2 protein-coding genes are annotated in these 20,057 nt (G+C 75.3%); both read right to left on the minus strand.

The genetic code is table 11. The features are described 5' to 3' along the window. Positions 1-31 precede the first annotated feature (31 nt). Entirely contained in the window at positions 32-5,671 is a 5,640-nt protein-coding gene (locus J0910_RS03295) for a type I polyketide synthase (RefSeq protein ID WP_420157023.1), read from the minus strand. 43 nt (positions 5,672-5,714) lie between these two features. Further along, positions 5,715-20,048 carry a type I polyketide synthase gene (locus tag J0910_RS03300; RefSeq protein WP_420157024.1) on the minus strand — a complete coding sequence of 4,778 codons (14,334 nt, stop codon included), beginning with the start codon at positions 20,046-20,048 and terminating at the stop codon, positions 5,715-5,717. Between the last annotated feature and the right edge of the window lie 9 nt (positions 20,049-20,057).

The raw sequence follows: 20,057 nt of genomic DNA on the forward strand, positions 1-20,057 counted from the left end.
ACGGTGCCGGTGGGCGTGTCGGGCGGGCGCGTCAGGAGGTGCGCAGTTCGTCGAGGACGTCGAAGAGCTCGTCGTCCGTCGCCGCGTCCAGGTCGCGCTCGTCGTCGGCGTCACCGTTGATCTCCGAGTCGTCGCTCCACCGCGACAGGAGATCCTTGAGTCGTCGGGAGATCGCGGTGCGGGCGTCGCCGTCCGCGCCGTAGGGGGCGAGCATCGCCTCCAGCCGGTTCAGCTCCTCCAGCACCGGCACCACGGACACCGCCTCGTCGGCCCCCAGCTCCTCGCCCAGCCGGGCGGCGAGCGCCTCGGCGGTGGGGTGGTCGAAGACGATGGTGGCGGGCAGCCGCAGGTCGGTCACCGCCTGCAGGCGGTTGCGCAGCTCGACCGCGGTGAGCGAGTCGAACCCCATGTCGAGGAGGCCGCGGTCGGGCTCCACCGACGCCGCGCCGGAGTGGCCCAGCACCGTGGCGACGTGCGTGCGCACCAGCTGGAGCAGCACCCGGCCGCGCTCGGCTTCGGGCAGGCCGGCCAGGCGCTGCTTGAGCTTGGGCGCCTCGTCGGCGCCGGGCTCCGCCGCCCGCCGGAGCGGGGCGCGGATCAGCCCGCGCAGCAGTGCGGGGACGGCGCCCGGGTCGGGGGCGGCGCCGAGCGCGGCGGTGTCCAGGCGGGTGGGCACCAGGACCGCGTCGTCCAGCAGGAGGGCGGTGTCGAACAGCTCCAGACCCTCCCGGGAGGAGATGGCCAGGGTGCCCTCGCGCCGCAGCCGGGTCAGGTTGGTCCGGTCGAGGCCGCCGGTCATCTCGCTGGTCTGCTCCCACAGGCCCCAGGCCAGCGACGCCGCGGGCAGCCCGAGGCCGCGGCGGTGCTCGGAGAGGCCGTCGAGGAACGCGTTGGCGGCGGCGTAGTTGGCCTGGCCCGCAGTACCGAACACACCGGCGGCCGAGGAGAACAGGACGAAGGAGGAGAGGGCCGTGTCCCGGGTGAGTTCGTGCAGGTTCCAGGCGGCGTCGGCCTTGGGGCGGAGCACGGTGTCCAGGCGCTCGGGGGTGAGGGAGTCAACGGTGCCGTCGTCGAGGACGCCTGCGGCGTGTACGACCGAGGTCAGCGGGTGCTCTGCGGGGATGTCCGCCAGCAGGTCGGCGAGTGCGTCGCGGTCGGCGGCGTCGCAGGCCGCGATGGTCACCCGGGTACCCAGTTCCTCCAGTTCGGCGGCCAGTTCTGCGGCGCCGGGCGCTTCCATGCCGCGCCGGCCGGCCAGCAGCAGGTGGCCCGCACCGCGTCCGGCCAGGTGCCGGGCGACCAGGCCGCCGAGCGCACCGGTGCCGCCGGTGATGAGCACGGTGCCCTCCGGGTCGGGCGCCGGGGCGTCCGCCTCGGCGGGGGCGGCGGCCCGGGCCAGGCGGGGCACCAGCACCTTGCCCGCGCGCACCGCCACCTGCGGCTCACCGGTGGCCAGTACGGCAGCCAGGTCGGCGGCGGAGGCATCGGTACCGGCGTCCGCGTCGATCAGTACGAACCGGTCGGGGTGCTCGGCCTGGGCGGTCCGGAGCAGGCCCCACACCGCCGCGCCGGGCAGGTCGGTGATCTGCTCGTCCGCTCCGGCCGCGACCGCGCCCCGGGTCACGACGACCAGCCGGGAGCCGGCGAACCGCTCCTCGGCCAGCCACCCCTGCACCAGGCCGAGGGCGTGGCCGGCGGCCGAGCGCACCTGTGCGGCCATCGGCTCGGCGCCGTCCACCGGGGGCAGCTGCGCCAGGACGGCCTCCGGCACCGGCGCGCCTTCGGCGACCGCCTCGGACAGCCCGCTGAGGTCGGCGAAGACCGGGATCCCCGGGGCCGCATCGGGGCCATCGGCGCTGAGCACCGCGACCGGGCCGGGCCGGGCGGAGGACTCCGGCTCCGACCGCCAGTCCACCCGGAACATCGAGTCGCGCCGGCCGCCGCGGGCCGCCCGGAGCCGGTCCTCCTGGACCGGACGCGACGCCAGGGCCCGGATCGACACCACCGGGGCGCCGGAGGCGTCCGCGGCGTCGACCGTGATCTCGTCCGGCCCGGTCAGCGCCAGCCGCACGCGCAGGGCGGAGGCCCCGACCGCGTGCAGCGACACCCCGGACCAGGAGAACGGCAGGCGCCCCGTGCCGTCGGTGTTGAGTGAACCGAGCGCGAGCGCGTGCAGGGCCGCGTCCAGCAGGGCGGGGTGCACGCCGAAGCGGGCGGCTTCGGCCTGCTCCTCCTGGTCCAGGGCCACCTCGGCGAACACCTCGTCACCGCGCCGCCACGCGGCGCGCAGCCCCTGGAACGACGGTCCGTAGGCGAACCCCCGCTCCGCGGCCAGCTCGTACATGTCGCCCACCGGGACGGCCTCCGCCCCCGAAGGCGGCCACACCATCAGGTCGGCGCCCGCGGGCGCCGTGCCCGCGGCGAGCACGCCGTTCGCGTGGCGGGTCCAGGCCCGCTCCGGCTCCGAACCCTCCGACGCCCCCTCCTCGCGGGAGAACACCGCGACCGAGCGGCGGCCGTCCTCGCCGGGTGCGCCGACGGCCACCTGGACCTGCACCGCACCCTGCTCGGCCAGGACGATCGGGGCCTCCAGGGTGAGTTCTTCGACCTGGGCGCAGCCGACCTCGGAGCCGGCGCGCAGCGCCAGTTCCACGAAGGCCGTGCCGGGCAGCAGGACGGTGCCCAGCACGGCGTGGTCCGCCAGCCAGGGGTGGGTGCGCAGCGACAGCCGGGCGGTGAACAGGACGCCGTCGCCCTCGGCCAGCGCCACGGCGGCGCCGAGCAGCGGGTGCCCGGCGGTGCCCAGGCCGGCGGAGGACACGTCCGTCCGCCCTCCGGCGCCGCTCTCAGAGACGTCCAGCCAGTAGCGCTCGCGCTGGAAGGGGTAGGTGGGCAGGTCGACGCGCTCGGCTTCGGCGCCGGTGGGGGTGCTGCCGGTGAAGGCCTTGGCCCAGTCCACGGCGGCGCCGTTGACGTGGGCCTCCGCCAGGGAGAGGAGCAGCCGGCCGGGTCCGCCGTCCTCGCGGCGGAGGGTGCCGACGGTGGCGGCCGCCTTGCCGTGCGCCTCGGCGGTCTCCTGCACGCCCATCAGCAGGACGGGGTGCGGGCTGCACTCGATGAACGTGTCGTGGCCGTCGTCGAGCAGGGTGCGGACGGTGTCCTCGAACTCCACCGTCTGCCGGAGGTTGGTGTACCAGTACCCCGGGTCCAGCTCGGCGGTGTCGATCGGCTCGGCCAGCACCGTGGAGTAGAACGGGATCTCGGAGCTGCGCGGTTTGATCGGGGCGAGCGCGTCCAGCAGGCGCTCTTCGATCTGCTCGACGTGGGCGGAGTGGGAGGCGTAGTCCACGGGGATGCGTTTGGCGCGGACGCCGTCGGCTTCGCAGGTGGTGATGAGTTCGTCGAGGGCGTCGGTGTCGCCGGAGACGACGACGGAGGAGGCGCCGTTGACGGCGGCGACGGAGAGCCGTCCGTCCCACTTCTCCAGGCGTCGGCCGATGTCTTCGGCGGGCAGGGCCACGGAGACCATGCCGCCTTGGCCGGAGAGTTCGGGCAGGGCCTGGCTTCTCAGGGCGACGACGCGGGCGGCGTCTTCGATGGTGAGGGCTCCGGCGACGCAGGCGGCGGCGATCTCGCCCTGGCTGTGCCCGACGACGGCGTCGGGCTGCACGCCGTGTGCGCGCCAGACCTCGGCGAGGGAGACCATGACGGCCCACAGCGCGGGCTGGACCACGTCCACCCGCTCCAGCGACGGCGCGCCGTCGGCGCTGCGCAGGACGTCGAGCAGCGACCAGTCGGTGAAGGACGCCAGGGCGGCCGCGCATTCGCTCATCCGCTCGGCGAAGACCGGGGAGGAGTCCAGCAGCTCCACGGCCATCCCGGCCCACTGCGAACCCTGGCCCGGGAAGACGAACACCGCCTTGCCCGCGCCGCGGGTGACGTCCTCGACGACGCGGGGGTCGGACTCTTCGGCGGCCAGCGACGCCAGCCCTTCCAGCAGTTCTCCGCGGTCGCGGCCGACGACCACGGCCCGGTGCTCGAAGGAGACCGAGCGGGTCGTCGCGAGGGACAGCCCCACCGCCGCCGCAGACGCCTCCGGGCGGTCCGCCGGGTCCGCGTCCTCCCGCAGGCGGGCCGAGAGCCGCTCGGCCTGCGCCCGCAGCGCGGTCCGCGTCCGGGCGGAGAGCACCCACGGCACCACCGGCGCCGGGCCCGCCGGGGCGGCCTGCGGTCCCTGCCGCACGGCCGGCCCCTCGGACTCCGGAGCCTGCTCGGACGGCGCCTGCTCGACCGGCGCCTCTTCGACCACGACGTGCGCGTTGGTCCCGCTCAGGCCGAACGAGGAGACCCCGGCCCGGCGCGCCCGGCCGCCCTCCGGCCACGGCACCGCCTCGTTCAGCAGCTCCACCTCGCCCGCCGACCAGTCCACGTGCGGGGTGGGCTCCTGCGCGTGCAGGGTCCGCGGCATCACCCCGCTGCGCAGCGCCATCACCACCTTGATCACGCCGGCCACACCGGAGGCCGCCTGGGTGTGCCCGATGTTGGTCTTGACCGACCCGAGCATCAGCGGGCGCCCCTCGGGGCGGTGCCTGCCGTAGGTGGCGAGGAGCGCCTGCGCCTCGATCGGGTCGCCCAGCTTGGTGCCGGTACCGTGCGCCTCGACCATGTCCACGTCGGCCGGGGTGAGCTGGGCGTTGGTCAGCGCCTGGCGGATCACCCGCTGCTGGGCGGGGCCGCTGGGCGCGGACAGGCCGTTGGACGCCCCGTCCTGGTTGATCGCCGAGCCGCGCACCACCGCCAGCACCTCGTGCCCGTTGCGGCGCGCGTCCGACAACCGCTCCACCAGGACCATCCCGGAGCCCTCGGCGAGGCCCATCCCGTCGGCGCCGGCGGAGAACGCCTTGCACCGGCCGTCCTCGGCCATCCCGCGCTGGCGGCTGAACTCCAGGATCACCGCCGGGGTGGACATCACCATCACGCCGCCGGCCAGCGCCATCGAGCACTCGCCGCGCCGCAGCGACTGCACCGCCAGGTGGAGCGCGACCAGCGACGACGAGCACGCCGTGTCCACGGTGACGGCCGGGCCCTCCAGGCCCAGCGTGTAGGCGACCCGGCCGGAGAGCACGCTGCTCGCCTTCCCGGTGACCAGGTGCCCCTCCAGCCCCTCGGGGGCCTCCTGCAGCGCCGCGCCGTAGTCGGAGAACCCGCCGCCGACGAACACCCCGGTGCGGCTGCCGCGCATCGACGCCGGGTCGATGCCGGCCCGCTCGAACGCCTCCCAGGCGGTCTCCAGCAGCAGCCGCTGCTGGGGGTCCATGGCCAGCGCCTCACGCGGGGAGATCCCGAAGAACCCGGCGTCGAACTCGGCCGCGGCGCGGAAGAACCCGCCCCCGCGCGAATTGGTCTTGCCCCGGCTGTCCGGGTCCGGGTCGTAGAGGTCCTCGTCCCAGCCGCGGTCGTCCGGGAACCCGCCGGTGGCGTCGACCCCGTCCGCCACCACCCGCCACAGGTCCTCGGCGGAGCGCACGTCCCCCGGGTAGCGGCAGGCCATGCCGACGATCGCGATCGGCTCGAACTCGCGCCCCTCCAGCTCCCGGACCCGCTGGCGGGTCTCGCGGAGGTCAGTGGTCGCCCACTTCAGGTACTCGCGAAGCTTGTTCTCGTTCTCCATGCGGTGGGCTCCTCGGGGCGGGGTGGGGTTGTCGTTCATCGGGTCAGGACCTCCGGAGCTCGTCGAGCACGTCGAACAGCTCGTCGTCGGTCGCAGCCCCCAGGTCAGGGGCGCCGGAGGCGCCCGCCGCGGCGTCCGACCCGTCGGTCCACCGGGACAGCAGGCTCTTCAGGCGCTGGGTGATCTCGGTCCGGGTGGCGTCGTCGGCGTCGGACACCGCCAGCTCCCCTTCGAGCCGGGCGAGCGCCTCCAGGCCGGAGGCGCCCGCCGCGGACTCCGGCAGGAATTCCTCCAGCAGGCGGCGGGCGAGCGCCGCGGCCGTCGGATGGTCGAAGACGAGGGTGGCGGGCAGCCGCAGGCCGGTCGCGGTCTGCAGCCGGTTGCGCAGCTCCACGGCGGTCAGCGACTCGAAACCGAGGTCCTTGAACGCCTGCTCGGGTTCGACGGCGTCCGGGGAGTCGTAGCCGAGGACCCCGGCCGCGGCGGTGCGGACCAGGTCCAGCACCACGCGCTCGCGCTCGGCCGAGGGCAGCGCGCCCAGGCGCCCCCGCATCTCCGCGAGCACCCCGGTGCCCGCCTCGTCCGGGGCCGCCTCGCCGACGTCGAGAACCCTCCTGACCTCGGGCAGTTCGCTGATCAGCGGGCTCGGGCGGACCGAGACGAAAGCAGCGGTGAACCGGTCCCACTCGACGTCGGCGACGGCCACGAACGTCTCGTCGAGGTCGAGTGCGCGCTGCAGGCCCTGCATCGCGGTCTCCGGGTCCATGTCGGAGATGCCGTGCCCCTCGGGGTTGAGGTCCATCAGCTCCTCCACGACGTCGCCGTTGTCCATGACGTGGACGGCGTCCCACACGCCCCACGCCACCGACGTGGCGGTCAGCCCCCGCGCCCGGCGCCGCTCGGCGAGCGCGTCCAGGTAGGCGGCGGCCGCGGCGTAGGCGCCGTGGTCCCCGCTGCCCCACACCCCGGCGATCGAGGAGAACAGCACGAACGCGTCGAGCCGGTCGCGGTCGAAGATCTCGTCGAGGTGGGCGGCGCCCGCCACCTTCGCGTTGATCACCTCGGTGAACTCGGACATCGTGGTGTCGGCCAGCGGGACCAGCCGGACCAGGGCCGCGGCGTGCACCACGGCGCGGATCGGCTCTCCCCCGGACTCGACCTCGCGGACCAGCGCGGCCAGCGCGTCGCGGTCGGCGACGTCGCAGGCGGCCACGGTCACCCGGGTGCCCATCGCCTCCAGCTCGGCCTCCAGCTCGGCGATGCCGCGCGCGGCGCGGCCGCGCCTGCTGGTCAGCACCAGGTGCTCGGCACCGCCGCGGGCCAGCCAGCGGGCGAGGACCGGGCCCAGCGCACCGGTGGCCCCGGTGACCAGCACGGTTCCCCGCGGACGCCACGGTTCGGCCCGCTCGGCCGCGCTCCCGGCGGGAGCCCGGTGCAGGCGCCGGCCGAGCAGCCCGGCGGGGCGCACCGCGACCTGGTCCTCCCCGGTGGCGCCGGACAGCACGGCGCACATCCGGTCGAGCACGCCGTCCCCGGGGGCCCGGCCATCGAGGGCCGGGGGCAGGTCGACCAGCCCGCCCCAGCGGTGCGGCTGCTCCAGGCCGATCACCCGGCCCAGGCCCCACACCTGGGACTGCACCGCGTTCGGCGGCGCGTCGGCGGGGTCCGCCGACACCGCGCCGGAGGTCGCGAACCACAGCGGTGTACGCCACCCGAGGTCGCCCAGTGCCTGCATGAGCACCAGGGACAGGGCGAGGCCGACCGGGACGCCCGGCTCGCCGGGCACCTCCCGCTCGTCCAGGCCGGCCAGGGAGAGCACGCCCGCCGGTTCCGTCCCGGGCAGGGCCGCGCGCAGGCGCTCGGCGACGGTCCCCCGGTCGGTGCCGGCCGCGTCGAAGACGACCTCGGCGACGTCGCAGCCGTGCCGCCGCAGCGCCTCCGCGGCGGCCGCCGGAAGCTCCCCGCCGGCGCCCGCCTCGGGGACGGCGACCAGCCAGGTTCCGGAGAGCGCGGGCGCGGCGGGGCCGGCCACCGGGGTCCACCCGATCCGGTAGCGCCAGCCGTCCACGGTCGTCTCCTCGCGGCGCTTGCGGTGCCACCGGGACAGAGCGGGCAGGACCGCGCCGAGGGCGTCGCCCTCCACCTCCAGGGCGTCGGCCAGCTCGCCGACGTCCTCCCGCTCGACGGCGGCCCAGAACTCGGAGTCGACCGCGCCGGCCCCGCCGGGGACGGCGTCCGCGGCGGAGGAGGGGGCGGCGTCCAGCCAGTAGCGTTCGTGCTGGAAGGCGTAGGTGGGCAGGTCGGTGCGCTCGGCGCCGGTGCCGGCGTACAGCGCGGCCCAGTCGACCGGGGCGCCGTGCGCGTACGCCTCGCCGAGCGAGGTGAGGAAGCGGACCGGGCCGCCTTCGCCGCGGCGCAGGGTGCCGACGGTGACGGCCGCCTTCTCCTGGGCCTCGGCGGTCTCCTGCAGGCCCATCAGCAGCACCGGGTGCGGGCTGCACTCGATGAACATCCCGTGGCCCTCCTCCAGCAGCACGTCCACCGTCTGCGCGAGCCGGACCGTCTGCCGGAGGTTGGTGTACCAGTAGGCGGCGTTGAGTTCTGCGGTGTCGATGGGCTCGCCGGTGACGGTGGAGTAGAAGGCGGTCTCGGAGGTGCGCGGCTCGATCGGCGCCAGCACGTCGAGCAGCCGCTTCTCGATCTCCTCCACGTGGGCGGAGTGGGAGGCGTAGTCCACCGGGACGCGTTTGGCGCGCACGCCGTCGGCCTCGCAGGCGGCGATCAGTTCGTCGAGGGCGTCGGTGTCGCCGGAGACGACGACCGAGGACGCGCCATTGACGGCGGCGACGGAGAGCCGTCCGTTCCACTCCTCCAGACGTCGGGCGGTCTCGTCCGCGGAGAGCGCGACCGAGACCATGCCGCCCTTGCCGGACAGTTCCAGCAGGGCCTGGCTTCTCAGGGCGACGACGCGGGCGGCGTCTTCGAGGGTGAGGGCTCCGGCGACGCAGGCGGCGGCGATCTCGCCCTGGCTGTGCCCCACGACGGCGTCGGGTTCGACACCATGTGCGCGCCAGACCTCGGCGAGGGAGACCATGACCGCCCACAGCGCGGGCTGGACCACGTCCACCCGCTCCAGGGACGGGGCGCCGTCTGCGCCGCGCAGGACGTCGAGCAGCGACCAGTCGGTGAAGGACGCGAGGGCGGCCGCGCATTCGCTCATCCGCTCGGCGAAGACCGGGGAGGAGTCCAGCAGCTCGACGGCCATCCCGGCCCACTGCGAGCCCTGACCGGGGAACACGAACACCGTCCGGCCCGGGGACCCGACCGTGCCGCGCACCGCGCCGGGGCCGTCGACGCCGTTGGCGAGCGCGTCCAGCCTCTGCAGCAGTTCCTCGCGGTCCCGGCCGGTGACCACGGCCCGGTGTTCGAAGGCGGACCGGGACGTGGCCAGGGAGTATCCGATGTCCACGGGGTCCAGGTCGGTGTGCTCCCGGACGTGGGCCGAGAGCCGCTCGGCCTGGGCCCGGAGCGCGGCCGCGCTCCGCGCCGACACCACCCACGGCAGCGCCGGCGGCGGAGCCACGGGCGCGTCCCCGATGACCTCGGCGGCCTCGGCGTCCGCCGCCGGTGCCTGCTCGATCACGACGTGCGCGTTGGTGCCGCTCATCCCGAACGAGGAGATCCCCGCCCGGCGGAGTCCGCCGGTCTCCGGCCACGGCCGCTCCTCGGTGAGCAGCTCGATCGCGCCGGAGGCCCAGTCCACGTGCGGCGAGGGCCGCTCGGCGTGCAGGGTCTTGGGCAGCACCCCGTGGCGCATGGCCATGACCATCTTGATCACGCCCGCCGCACCGGCCGCCGCCTGGGAGTGGCCGATGTTCGACTTGACCGAGCCCAGGAGCAGCGGCCGATCCTCGGGCCGGTCCTGGCCGTAGGTCGCCAGCAGCGCCTGCGCCTCGATCGGGTCGCCGAGGCCGGTGCCGGTGCCGTGCGCCTCCACGGCGTCCACGTCCGAGGGGGACAGGCCCGCACCGGCCAGCGCCCGCCGGATCACCCGCTGCTGCGAGGGCCCGTTCGGCGCGGTCAGCCCGTTGGACGCCCCGTCCTGGTTGACCGCGCTGCCGCGCACCACCGCCAGCACCTCGTGCCCGTTGCGGCGCGCGTCCGACAGCCGCTCCACCAGGAGGAGGCCGACGCCCTCGGCCATGCCCATACCGTCCGCGTCCGCCGAGAACGCCTTGCACCGGCCGTCCTCGGCCAGCCCGCGCTGGCGGCTGAACACCGACAGCGACCCGGGCGAGGACATCACGGTGACGCCGCCGGCCAGTGCCATGGTGCATTCGCCGCTGCGCAGCGACTGCACCGCCATGTGCAGGGCGACCAGCGACGACGAGCACGCGGTGTCGATCGTCGCGGCCGGGCCCTCCAACCCGAAGGTGTAGGCGATCCGGCCCGCGACGATGCTGCCCGCGGTCCCGGTCAGCAGGTGCCCCTCAAGCCCCTCGGGCACCTCCCGCAGCCCCGTCCCGTAGTCGGAGGAGATCGCGCCGACGAACACCCCGGTCTGGCCGCCGCGCATCGACGCGGGGTCGATGCCGGCGTTCTCGAACGCCTCCCAGGTAGCCTCCAGCAGCAGCCGCTGCTGCGGGTCCATCGCCGACGCCTCGCGCGGGCTGATCCCGAAGAACGCCGGGTCGAACAGCGAGGCGCCCTGGAGGAACCCGCCGCCGCGGGCGTAGATCTTGCCCTGCTTGTCGGGGTCGGGGTCGTACAGGTCGTCCACGTCCCAGCCGCGGTCGCGCGGCAGGCCGGACACCGCGTCGCCGCCGTCGCGGAGCAGCCGCCACAGCTCCTCGGGCGACGCCGCGCCGCCCGGGTAGCGGCAGCTCATCCCGACGATGGCGATCGGGTCGCCGTCGGACGGGGCCGGTGCCGCAGCCACCTGCGGGACCGCGGCGCCGGCCGTCGCCCCGGACAGCTCCTCCAGCAGGTAGGCGGTGAGCGCGGCCGGGTTGGGGTAGTCGAAGACCACGGTCGCCGGGAGCCGGAGCCCGGTGGCGGCACCCAGCCGGTTGCGCAGCTCCACCGAGGTCAGCGAGTCGAACCCGAGGTCCTGGAACGCGCGGTCGGGGCCGATGCCGCCGGCGGACCCGTGGTTCAGCACCAGGGCGACCTCCGTACCGACCAGGTCGAGCATGATCCGCTCGCGCTCGGAGGCGGAGGCTTCGGCCAGCCGGAGCACCAGGGCCGAGGGGCCGTCGGTCCGGGCGTCCGGCCCGGATTCCTCGGCCTCCGCGATCCGCTGGACCTCGGGGACGTCCCGGAACAGCGGGTTGCCGTGGCCGCCGGCCTTGACCACCTGCTCCCAGCGCATGTCCACCACGACGGGGGCGGCCTCGTCCCGGTCCAGCACATGCTGGAGGGCGACGATGGCCAGCTCCGGGTCCATCGAGGGGACACCGCGCTGCTCCATGCGCTCCTCGACCGCGTCGGCCATGCCCCCGGCGGCCCAGTGCCCCCAGGCGATGCCGCTGGCCCGCAGGCCGAGGTCCCGGCGCCGCCGCGCCAGCGCGGTCAGGTAGGCGTTGCCCGGACCGTAGTTGCCCTGGCCCATGGCGCCGAAGAGGCCGCCGACCGAGGAGAACAGCACGAACGCCGACAGGTCCAGATCGGCGGTCAGCTCGTGCAGGTTGGCCGCACCCGCGACCTTGACCCGCAGCACCCTGTCGATCTGCTCCAGGGTCAGGTCGCCGAGCAGGGCGTCGTCCAGTACCGCGGCGGTGTGCACGACCGCGGTCAGCGGGTGCTCCGCCGGGACCGACGCCAGCAGACCGGCCAGCGCGTCCCGGTCGGAGATGTCGCAGGCCGCCACGGTCACCCGGGCGCCCGCACCCTCCAGCTCCGCCACCAGCTCCGGAGCCCCCGGCGCGTCCATGCCGCGGCGGCTGGTCAGCACCAGGTGCTCGGCGCCGTTGGCCGCCAACCAGCGGGAGACGCGCGAGCCGAGGGCGCCCGTACCGCCGGTGACCAGCACCGTCCCGCTGGGCCGCCAGGCTTCCTCGGCGGGGGTATCGGTGCCGGCGGCGGCGCGCACCATGCGGCGGGCGTAGAGCCCGGAATCGCGCACGGCGACCTGGTCCTCGCCGTCGGCCGCGGCGAGCACGGCGCACAGCCGGGCACCCGCCCGGCCGCCGGCGGCCGCGGGCAGGTCGATGAGGCCGCCCCACCGCTCCGGGTGCTCCTGGCCGACCACCGGACCCAGTCCCCAGAGCAGGGCCTGCTCCGCGTCGTCCAGGGTGTCGGAGCCGCCGGTGGCGACCGCGCCGCGAGTGGCGACCCACAGCGGGGCCTCGACACCCGCGTCGCCGAGCGCCTGCACCGCCTCCACGGTCGCGGCCAGCCCCAGCGGAACGGCAGGGCGGTCCGGGTGCCGCCGGGCGTCCAGGCCCAGCAGCGAGAGGACGCCCGCCGGCGCCGCCCCGCCGTCCGCCCCCGGCAGGCCGGCCGCGGCTTCGCCGAGCCGCGCGGCCAGCGCGGCCCGGCCGGCCGCGGCGTCCAGGTCGATGCGGACCGGCTCGCCGCCGTGCGCGCGCACCGCGTCGGCGGCGGCCCCGGCCCAGTCGTCGGCCGCGCCGCCGACCGGAACGAGGAGCAGCCAGGCGCCGGAGAGGACCGGGGTGTTCCGCTGGGAGAGCCGCTGCCAGTCGATCCGGTAGCGCCAGCGGTCGACGGCCGTCTGCTCGCGGTGCCTCCTGCGCCACGAGGCGAGGACGGGCAGCACCGACTCCAGGGAGGAGCGCTGCTCCGGGGCGCCGGCGTGCAGGGTGTCGGCAAGCGTGGCGAGGTCTTCGCGCTCCACCGCCTCCCAGAACCGCTCGTCCGCGGGGTCCGCCTCCCCGCCGGAGGGGTCGTGGGGAGCCGCCCCGGAGATGCGGCCGTTCGGCCAGTAGTGCTCGTGCTGGAAGGGGTAGGTGGGCAGGTCGGTGCGCTCGGCGCCGGTGCCGGTGAAGACCTGGGTCCAGTCCACGGCGGTGCCGTTGGCGTGCGCTTCTGCCAGGGAGGTGAACAGGCGCTCCAGGCCGCCCTCATCGCGGCGCAGGGTGCCGAGCACGGTGGCGCGGTGCTCGGCGGCCGCGGCGGTGTCCTCCACCGCCGCCGTCAGCACCGGGTGCGCGCTGACTTCGATGAAGACGGTGTGGTCGTCTTCGAGGAGCCTGCGGGTGGTGTCCTCCAGTAGGACGGTCCGGCGGAGGTTGGTGTACCAGTAGGCGGCGTTCAGTTCTGCGGTGTCGATCGGCTCCCCGTTGACCGTGGAGTAGAAGGCGGTCTCGGAGGTGCGCGGCTCGATCGGCGCCAGCACGTCGAGCAGCCGCTTCTCGATCTCCTCCACGTGGGCGGAGTGGGAGGCGTAGTCCACCGGGACGCGCTTGGCGCGCACGCCGTCGGCCTCGCAGGCGGCGAGCAGCTCGTCGAGGGCGTCGGTGTCGCCGGAGACCACCGTTGCGGCAGGGCCGTTGATCGCGGCCAGGGAGATGCGCCCGTCCCAGGCCTGCAACCGCTGGGCGGTCTCGTCCGCGGAGAGCGCGACCGAGACCATGCCGCCTTGGCCGGAGAGTTCCAGCAGGGCCTGGCTGCGCAGGGCGACGACGCGGGCGGCGTCTTCGAGGGTGAGGGCTCCGGCGACGCAGGCGGCGGCGATCTCGCCCTGGCTGTGCCCGACCACCGCGTCGGGTTCGACGCCGTGTGCGCGCCAGACTTCGGCGAGGGAGACCATGACCGCCCACAGGGCCGGCTGGACCACATCGACCCGGTCCAGGGTCGGTGCGCCCTCGGTGCCGCGCAGGACGTCGATCAGTGACCAGTCGGTGAAGGAGGCCAGGGCGGCCGCGCATTCGCTCATCCGCTCGGCGAACACCGGGGAGGAGTCCAGCAGCTCCACGGCCATCCCGGCCCACTGCGAGCCCTGGCCCGGGAACACGAACACCGTCCGGCCCGGGGAGCCGACCGTGCCGCGCACCGCGCCGGGGCCGTCGACGCCGTTGGCGAGCGCGTCCAGGCCGTCCAGCAGTTCTTCCCGGTCCCGGCCGATCAGAACGGCGCGGTGCTCGAACGTCGATCGGGTCGCGACCAGGGAGTACGCCGTGTCCAGCAGGCTCGGCCGGATCTCCGAGCCCTCCGGAGCATCCGAACCGATGAAGGCACGCAGCCGCCGGGCCTGCTCGTGCAGTGCCGCCTCGGTCTTCGCCGACACGACCAGCGGCATGGCCGGCAGAGTCCGCGAGGTCTCGGACTCCGGGAGCCCGGAGATCGCGCCGGAACCCGCTTCCGCCGGCTGCTCCTGCTCGACCGGCGCCTGCTCGACCACGACGTGCGCGTTGGTGCCGCTCATCCCGAAGGAGGAGACCCCGGCCCGGCGGGGTCCGCCGGTCTCGGGCCAGGGGCGGGCCTCGGTGAGCAGTTCGACGGAGCCCGCCGACCAGTCCACGTGCGGGGTGGGCTCGTCCACGTGCAGGGTCTTGGGGAGGGTGCCGTGGCGCATGGCCATGACCATCTTGATGATGCCGCCGACACCGGAGGCCGCCTGGGAGTGGCCGATGTTCGACTTCAGCGAGCCCAGCCAGAGCGGCCGGTCCTCCGGCCGGTCCTGCCCGTAGGTGGCGAGCACCGCCTGCGCCTCGATCGGGTCGCCCAGAGCCGTGCCGGTGCCGTGCGCCTCCACCGCGTCCACCTCGGCGGCTTCGAGCCGGGCACCGGCCAGCGCCTGGCGGATCACCCGCTGCTGCGACGGGCCGCTCGGCGCGGTCAGCCCGTTGCTGGCACCGTCCTGGTTGATCGCCGTCCCGCGGACCACGGCCAGCACCTGGTGCCCGTTGCGGCGGGCGTCCGACAGCCGCTCGACCAGCAGCACGCCCACGCCCTCGGCCCAGCCGGTCCCATCGGCGGCCGCCGCGAACGGCTTGCACCGGCCGTCCGGGGAGAGCGCCCGCTGGCGGCTGAACTCCACGAAGCCCACCGGCGTGGACATCACCGTCACGCCGCCGGCCAGCGCCATCGAGCACTCGCCACGCCGCAGCGACTGCACCGCCATGTGCAGCGCGACCAGCGACGATGAGCACGCCGTGTCGACCGTGACCGCCGGCCCCTCCAGCCCGAAGGTGTAGGCGACCCGGCCGGAGACGACGCTGGCCGCGTTGCCCGTGCCGACGTACCCCTCCACCTCGTCGGAGGACCAGCCCAGCAGCGAGCCGTAGTCGAGCGCGGAGGTCCCGGCGAACACGCCGACCCGGTCGCCGCGGACCGAACCGGGGTCGATCCCGGCGTTCTCGAACGTCTCCCAGGAGGTCTCCAGCAGCAGCCGCTGCTGCGGGTCCATCGCCAGCGCCTCACGCGGGCTGATGCCGAAGAACCCGGCGTCGAACTCGGCGGCGTCATAGACGAACCCGCCGGAGCGCGCGTAGATCTTGCCCTGCGCGTCGGGATCGGGGTCGAACAGCGCGTCGGTGTCCCAGCCGCGGTCGGTGGGGAACTCCGCGATCACGTCGCCGCCGGAGGCCACCAGCCGCCACAGGTCCTCGGGCGAACCGACCCCGCCCGGGTAGCGGCAGCCCATGCCGACGATGGCGATCGGCTCGTCGTCGTCGGCGGCGACCACCGTCGGCGCGTCGACCGAGCGGCGCAGGCCCAGCAGCTCCGCGCCGATGTACTCGGCCAGCTCGGCCGGGCTCGGGTGGTCGAAGATCAGGGTGGCGGGCAGCGCCAGCCCGGTCGCCGTGTTCAGCCGGTTGCGCAGCTCCACCGCGGTCAGCGAGTCGAAGCCCAGCTCCTTGAAGGCACGGGAGGCCTCCACGGTCTCCGCGGACGCGTGCCCGAGGACCAGGGCCACCTCGTCGCGGACCAGGTCGGTGAGGAGCCGGGCGCGCCCGGCGTCGGACAGCCCGGCCACCCGCAGCGCCAGGGCGGACCCGCCGGCGGCGGTGTCCGCGGAGCCGGCCGGGCGCAGGGCCGCGCGCACCTCAGGCAGGTCGCTCAGCAGCGGACTCGGCCCGGTGGACGCGAAGGCCGCCGTGAAGCGGTCCCAATCGATGTCCGCCACCACGGTCGCGGGCGCGCCGGAGCGGACGGCCCGCGCCAGGGCGGCGACGGCCGCCCGGGCGGGCATCGGCTCGACACCGCCGTGCCGCGCGGTGTCTTCGGCCGCGCCGTCCCGGGCCGAAGGTCCGGTGCCCTCCGCCGCCCAGGTCCCCCAGGAGACCGAGGCGGCCGCAAGGCCCAGCCCCGCGCGGTGCTCGGCCAGCGCGTCCAGGAAGGCCGACGCCGCCGCGAGCGGGGCCTGCCCGGCGCCGCCGATCACCCCGGCGGCCGAGGAGAACAGCACGAACGCGGACAGGTCCAGGTCCGCGGTCGACTCGTGCAGGTGTACCGCGCCGGCCGTGCCGGTCCGGAGCGCCGCCTCGAAGCGGTCCGGGGCCAGGCCGTCGATGGCGCCGCCGTCCACCGTGCCCGCGGCGTGAACCACCGCGGTCAGGGGGAACTCGGCCGGGACGGACGCCAGCAGCTCCGCCAGCGCGTCGCGGTCGGCCGGGTCGCAGGAGGAGACGGTCACCTCGGCACCGAGGCCGGTCAGCTCGGCGACCAGGTCCGCGGTGCCGGAACCGTCGGCGTCAGCGCCTCCGGTCAGCACGAGGCGCTCGGCGCCGTTGCCCGCCAGCCAGCGGGCGGCGTGCGCGCCCGGCCCGCGGGTTCCGCCGGTCACCAGGACCGTGCCGTGCGGCCGCCACACGTCGTCGGCGGACCCCGCCGGCTTGGAGCGCACCAGGCGGCGCCCGTAGGCGGCGGAGGAGCGGATCGCGACCTGGTCTTCGCCGCCGGTTCCGGCGAGCGCTCCGGCGAGCCGGGTGAGGGCGCGGTCGTCCAGCTTGTTCACGGCGCCGGGCAGGTCGATCAGGCCGCCCCAGAGCTCCGGGTGCTCGTGCCGGACGACCGAAGCCAGCCCCCAGACGGGGGCCTGTCCCGGGAGGGGGGCCCGGTCACCGGGCGCCGCGGCGACCGCGCCGCCGGTCAGGAACCACAGAGGCGCGGTGACACCGGCGTCGCCCAGCGCCTGGACCAGCGTCAGAGCGGCCGCGGCGCCGTCCGCGTCCAGGTCCGTTCCGCTCTCCGGGGCGAAGAGGGAGAGGAGGGAGACGACGGCGGTGGGGGCCTCCTCCGCGAGGGTGTCGGTGATCAGGCGGGCGGTGGCGGCGCGGTCGTGCCCATGGAGGGGGACCGGCAGCGCGGCCACGCGGCCGCCGTGCTCTTCGATCGCCGTGCCCACGGCCGCGATCACGGTGGCGATGTCCTCGTCCGCGTCGCACGCCGGGAAGGCGAGCAGCCAGGTCCCGGAGAGCACCGGAACCTCCGGCTCCGCGACGGGCTTCCAGGAGGTCCGGTACCGCCAGCGGTCTGCGGCCGACTCGTCCCGGGAGCGCTTGCGCCAGCGGGACAGGGCGGGGAGCATCGCGCCCAGCACGGCGTCGTCCACCTGCAGTGTCCCGGCCAGCAGCTCCAGGTCCTCGCGCTCGACGGCATCCCAGAAGGCGGCGTCCGCCGAGCCGGGCCCGGCCTCCGCCTTCTCCTCCTGGGGGGCTTCCAGCCAGTAGCGTTCGCGCTGGAAGGCGTAGGTGGGCAGTTCCACCTGGTGGGCACCGGTCCCGGCGAAGAGCGCGGCCCAGTCCGGGCTCACGCCGCTGGTGTGGAGCCGGGCGATGGCGGTGGTGAGCGCTTCGGCTTCGGGGCGGTCCTTGCGGCTTGCGGCGACGGCCGTGGCACCGGCGCCGAGGGTGTCCTGTGCCATGGCGGTGAGGACGCCGTCGGGGCCCAGTTCGAGGAAGGCGGTCGCGCCCTGGGCGCTGAGGGTGGTGATGCCGTCGGCGAAGCGGACGGCTTCGCGGACGTGGCGGACCCAGTAGTCGGGGGAGCAGAGCTGTTCAGCCGTCGCGAGGGCACCGGTCAGGTTGGAGACGACCGGGATCTGCGGCGGCGTGAAGGAAAGTCCTTCGGCGGCCTTCCGGAACTCCTCCAGCATGGGTTCCATGAGCGGCGAGTGGAAGGCGTGGGAGACCGTCAGCCGCTTGGTTTTGCGGCCCTGGTCGCGGAAGTGGTCCGCGATCTCGATGACCGCGTCCTCTTCGCCGGAGACGACGGTGGAGGTGGGCCCGTTGATCGCGGCGATGGAGACCGCGTGTTCCCGGTCCTTGACCAGGACGTTCACTTCGTCCTCGGTGGCCTGGAGGGCGACCATCGCCCCGCCCTGGGGCAGTGCCTGCATGAGGCGTCCGCGTGCGGTGACCAGCGCGGCGGCGTCCTCCAGGGTGAGCACCCCGGCGGTGTGTGCGGCGGTGATCTCCCCGATGGAGTGGCCCGCCAGCAGGTCCGGGGCGATGCCCCAGGACTCCATGAGCCGGAACAGCGCGGTTTCGATGGCGAAGAGTCCGGCCTGGGTGTAGGCGGTCTGGTCGATCAGCCCGGCGGCCTCGGAGTCTTCTTCTGCCCACATGACCTCGCGCAGCGGCCGGTCCAGGTGGGCGTCGAGCGCAGCGCACGCGGCGTCGAAGGCGTCGGCGAAGACGGGGAAGGCCGCGTGCAGCTCGCGCCCCATCCCGGCGCGCTGCGACCCCTGCCCCGAGAAGAGGAGGGCGAGGCGGTCGCCGGTGACCGAGCCGTTCACCACAGCGGGGTCGGGGGTCTCCTGCGCCAGCGCGTCCAGGCCGGCCAGCAGGGTGTCCCTGGTGTCCCCGACCACGACCGCGCGGTGCTCCATGGCCGAGCGGGTCGCGGCCAGGGAGAACGCGGTGTCCAGGAGGTCCAGGTCGGGGGCGGCCTCCAGGTGGGCCCGGAGCCGCCGGGCCTGGGCGCGCAGCGCCGCCCTGCTCTTGGCCGAGACCGTCCACGGCACGACCGGCAGGCTCCGGGGCTCCTCCGGAGCGGCGTCCTCCGCGTCCGGCGCCTGCTCGATCGGTGCCTCTTCAACGACGACGTGCGCGTTGGTGCCGCTCACACCGAAGGAGGAGACGCCCGCCCGGCGGGGCTCGCCGGTCTCCGGCCAGGGCCGCTCCTCCGCCAGCAGCTCCACCGCGCCGACCGACCAGTCGACGTGCGGCGAGGGCGCGTCCACGTGCAGCGTCTTCGGCAGCACCCCGTGGCGCATGGCCATGACCATCTTGATGATGCCGCCGACGCCCGCCGCGGCCTGGGTGTGGCCGACGTTGGACTTCAGCGAGCCGAGCCAGAGCGGCCGGTCCTCGGGGCGCTTGCGGCCGTAGGCGGCCAGCAGCGCCTCGGCCTCGATCGGGTCGCCCAGGGTGGTGCCGGTGCCGTGCGCCTCGACCGCGTCCACGTCGGCGGGCGACAGCCGCGCGTTCTCCAGGGCCTGCCGGATGACCCGCTGCTGGGAGGGGCCGTTGGGCGCGGTGAGCCCGTTGGAGGCGCCGTCCTGGTTGATCGCCGATCCGCGGATCACGGCGAGCACCTTGTGGCCGTTGCGGCGCGCGTCGGACAGCCGCTCCACCAGGAGCATGCCCGCGCCCTCGGCCCAGCTGGTCCCGTCGGCCGCGGCGGCGAACGGCTTGCACCGGCCGTCGGGGGAGAGTGCGCGCTGCCGGCTGAACTCGATGATCGCCCCCGGCGTGGACATCACCGTCACGCCGCCGGCCAGCGCCATCGAGCACTCGCCGTTCCGCAGCGCCTGCGCGGCCAGGTGGAGCGCGACCAGCGAGGACGAGCACGCGGTGTCGATGCTGACGGCGGGCCCTTCGAACCCGAAGGTGTAGGCGACCCGGCCGGAGGCGATGCTGCCCGCGCTGCCGGTGCCCAGCAGCCCCTCGAACCCTTCGGGTACCTGGGGCATCCGCCCCGCGTAGTCGTTGTACATCACGCCCGCGAACACGCCGGTGCGGCTGCCGTGCAGCGCCTCCGGGTCGATGCCGGCCCGCTCGACCGCCTCCCAGGAGGTCTCCAGCAGCAGCCGCTGCTGCGGGTCGATGGCCAGCGCGTCGCGCGGGGAGATGCCGAAGAACGCGGGGTCGAACCGGTCGGCGTCGTGTAGGAACCCGCCCTCGCGGGTGTAGGTCTTCCCCGGCCGCTCCGGGTCGGGGTCGTACAGGTCCTCCAGATCCCAGCCGCGGTCGGCGGGGAAGCCGGTGATCCCGTCGCCGCCGGCGGAGAGCAGCTCCCACAGCTCCTCCGGCGAGCGCACGCCGCCGGGGTAGCGGCAGGCCATGCCGATGATCGCGATCGGCTCGCTCGACGCCTCTTCAAGCCGCCGGTTCTGCTCGCGCAGCCGGTCGCTCTCCTTCAAAGAGGCCCGCAGGGCCTCAACGATCCTGTCCTCAGACGTAGCCATCGTGAACTC

Source organism: Nocardiopsis oceanisediminis (genome assembly GCF_048595525.1).
In the GTDB taxonomy this organism is placed as follows: domain Bacteria; phylum Actinomycetota; class Actinomycetes; order Streptosporangiales; family Streptosporangiaceae; genus Nocardiopsis_A; species Nocardiopsis_A oceanisediminis.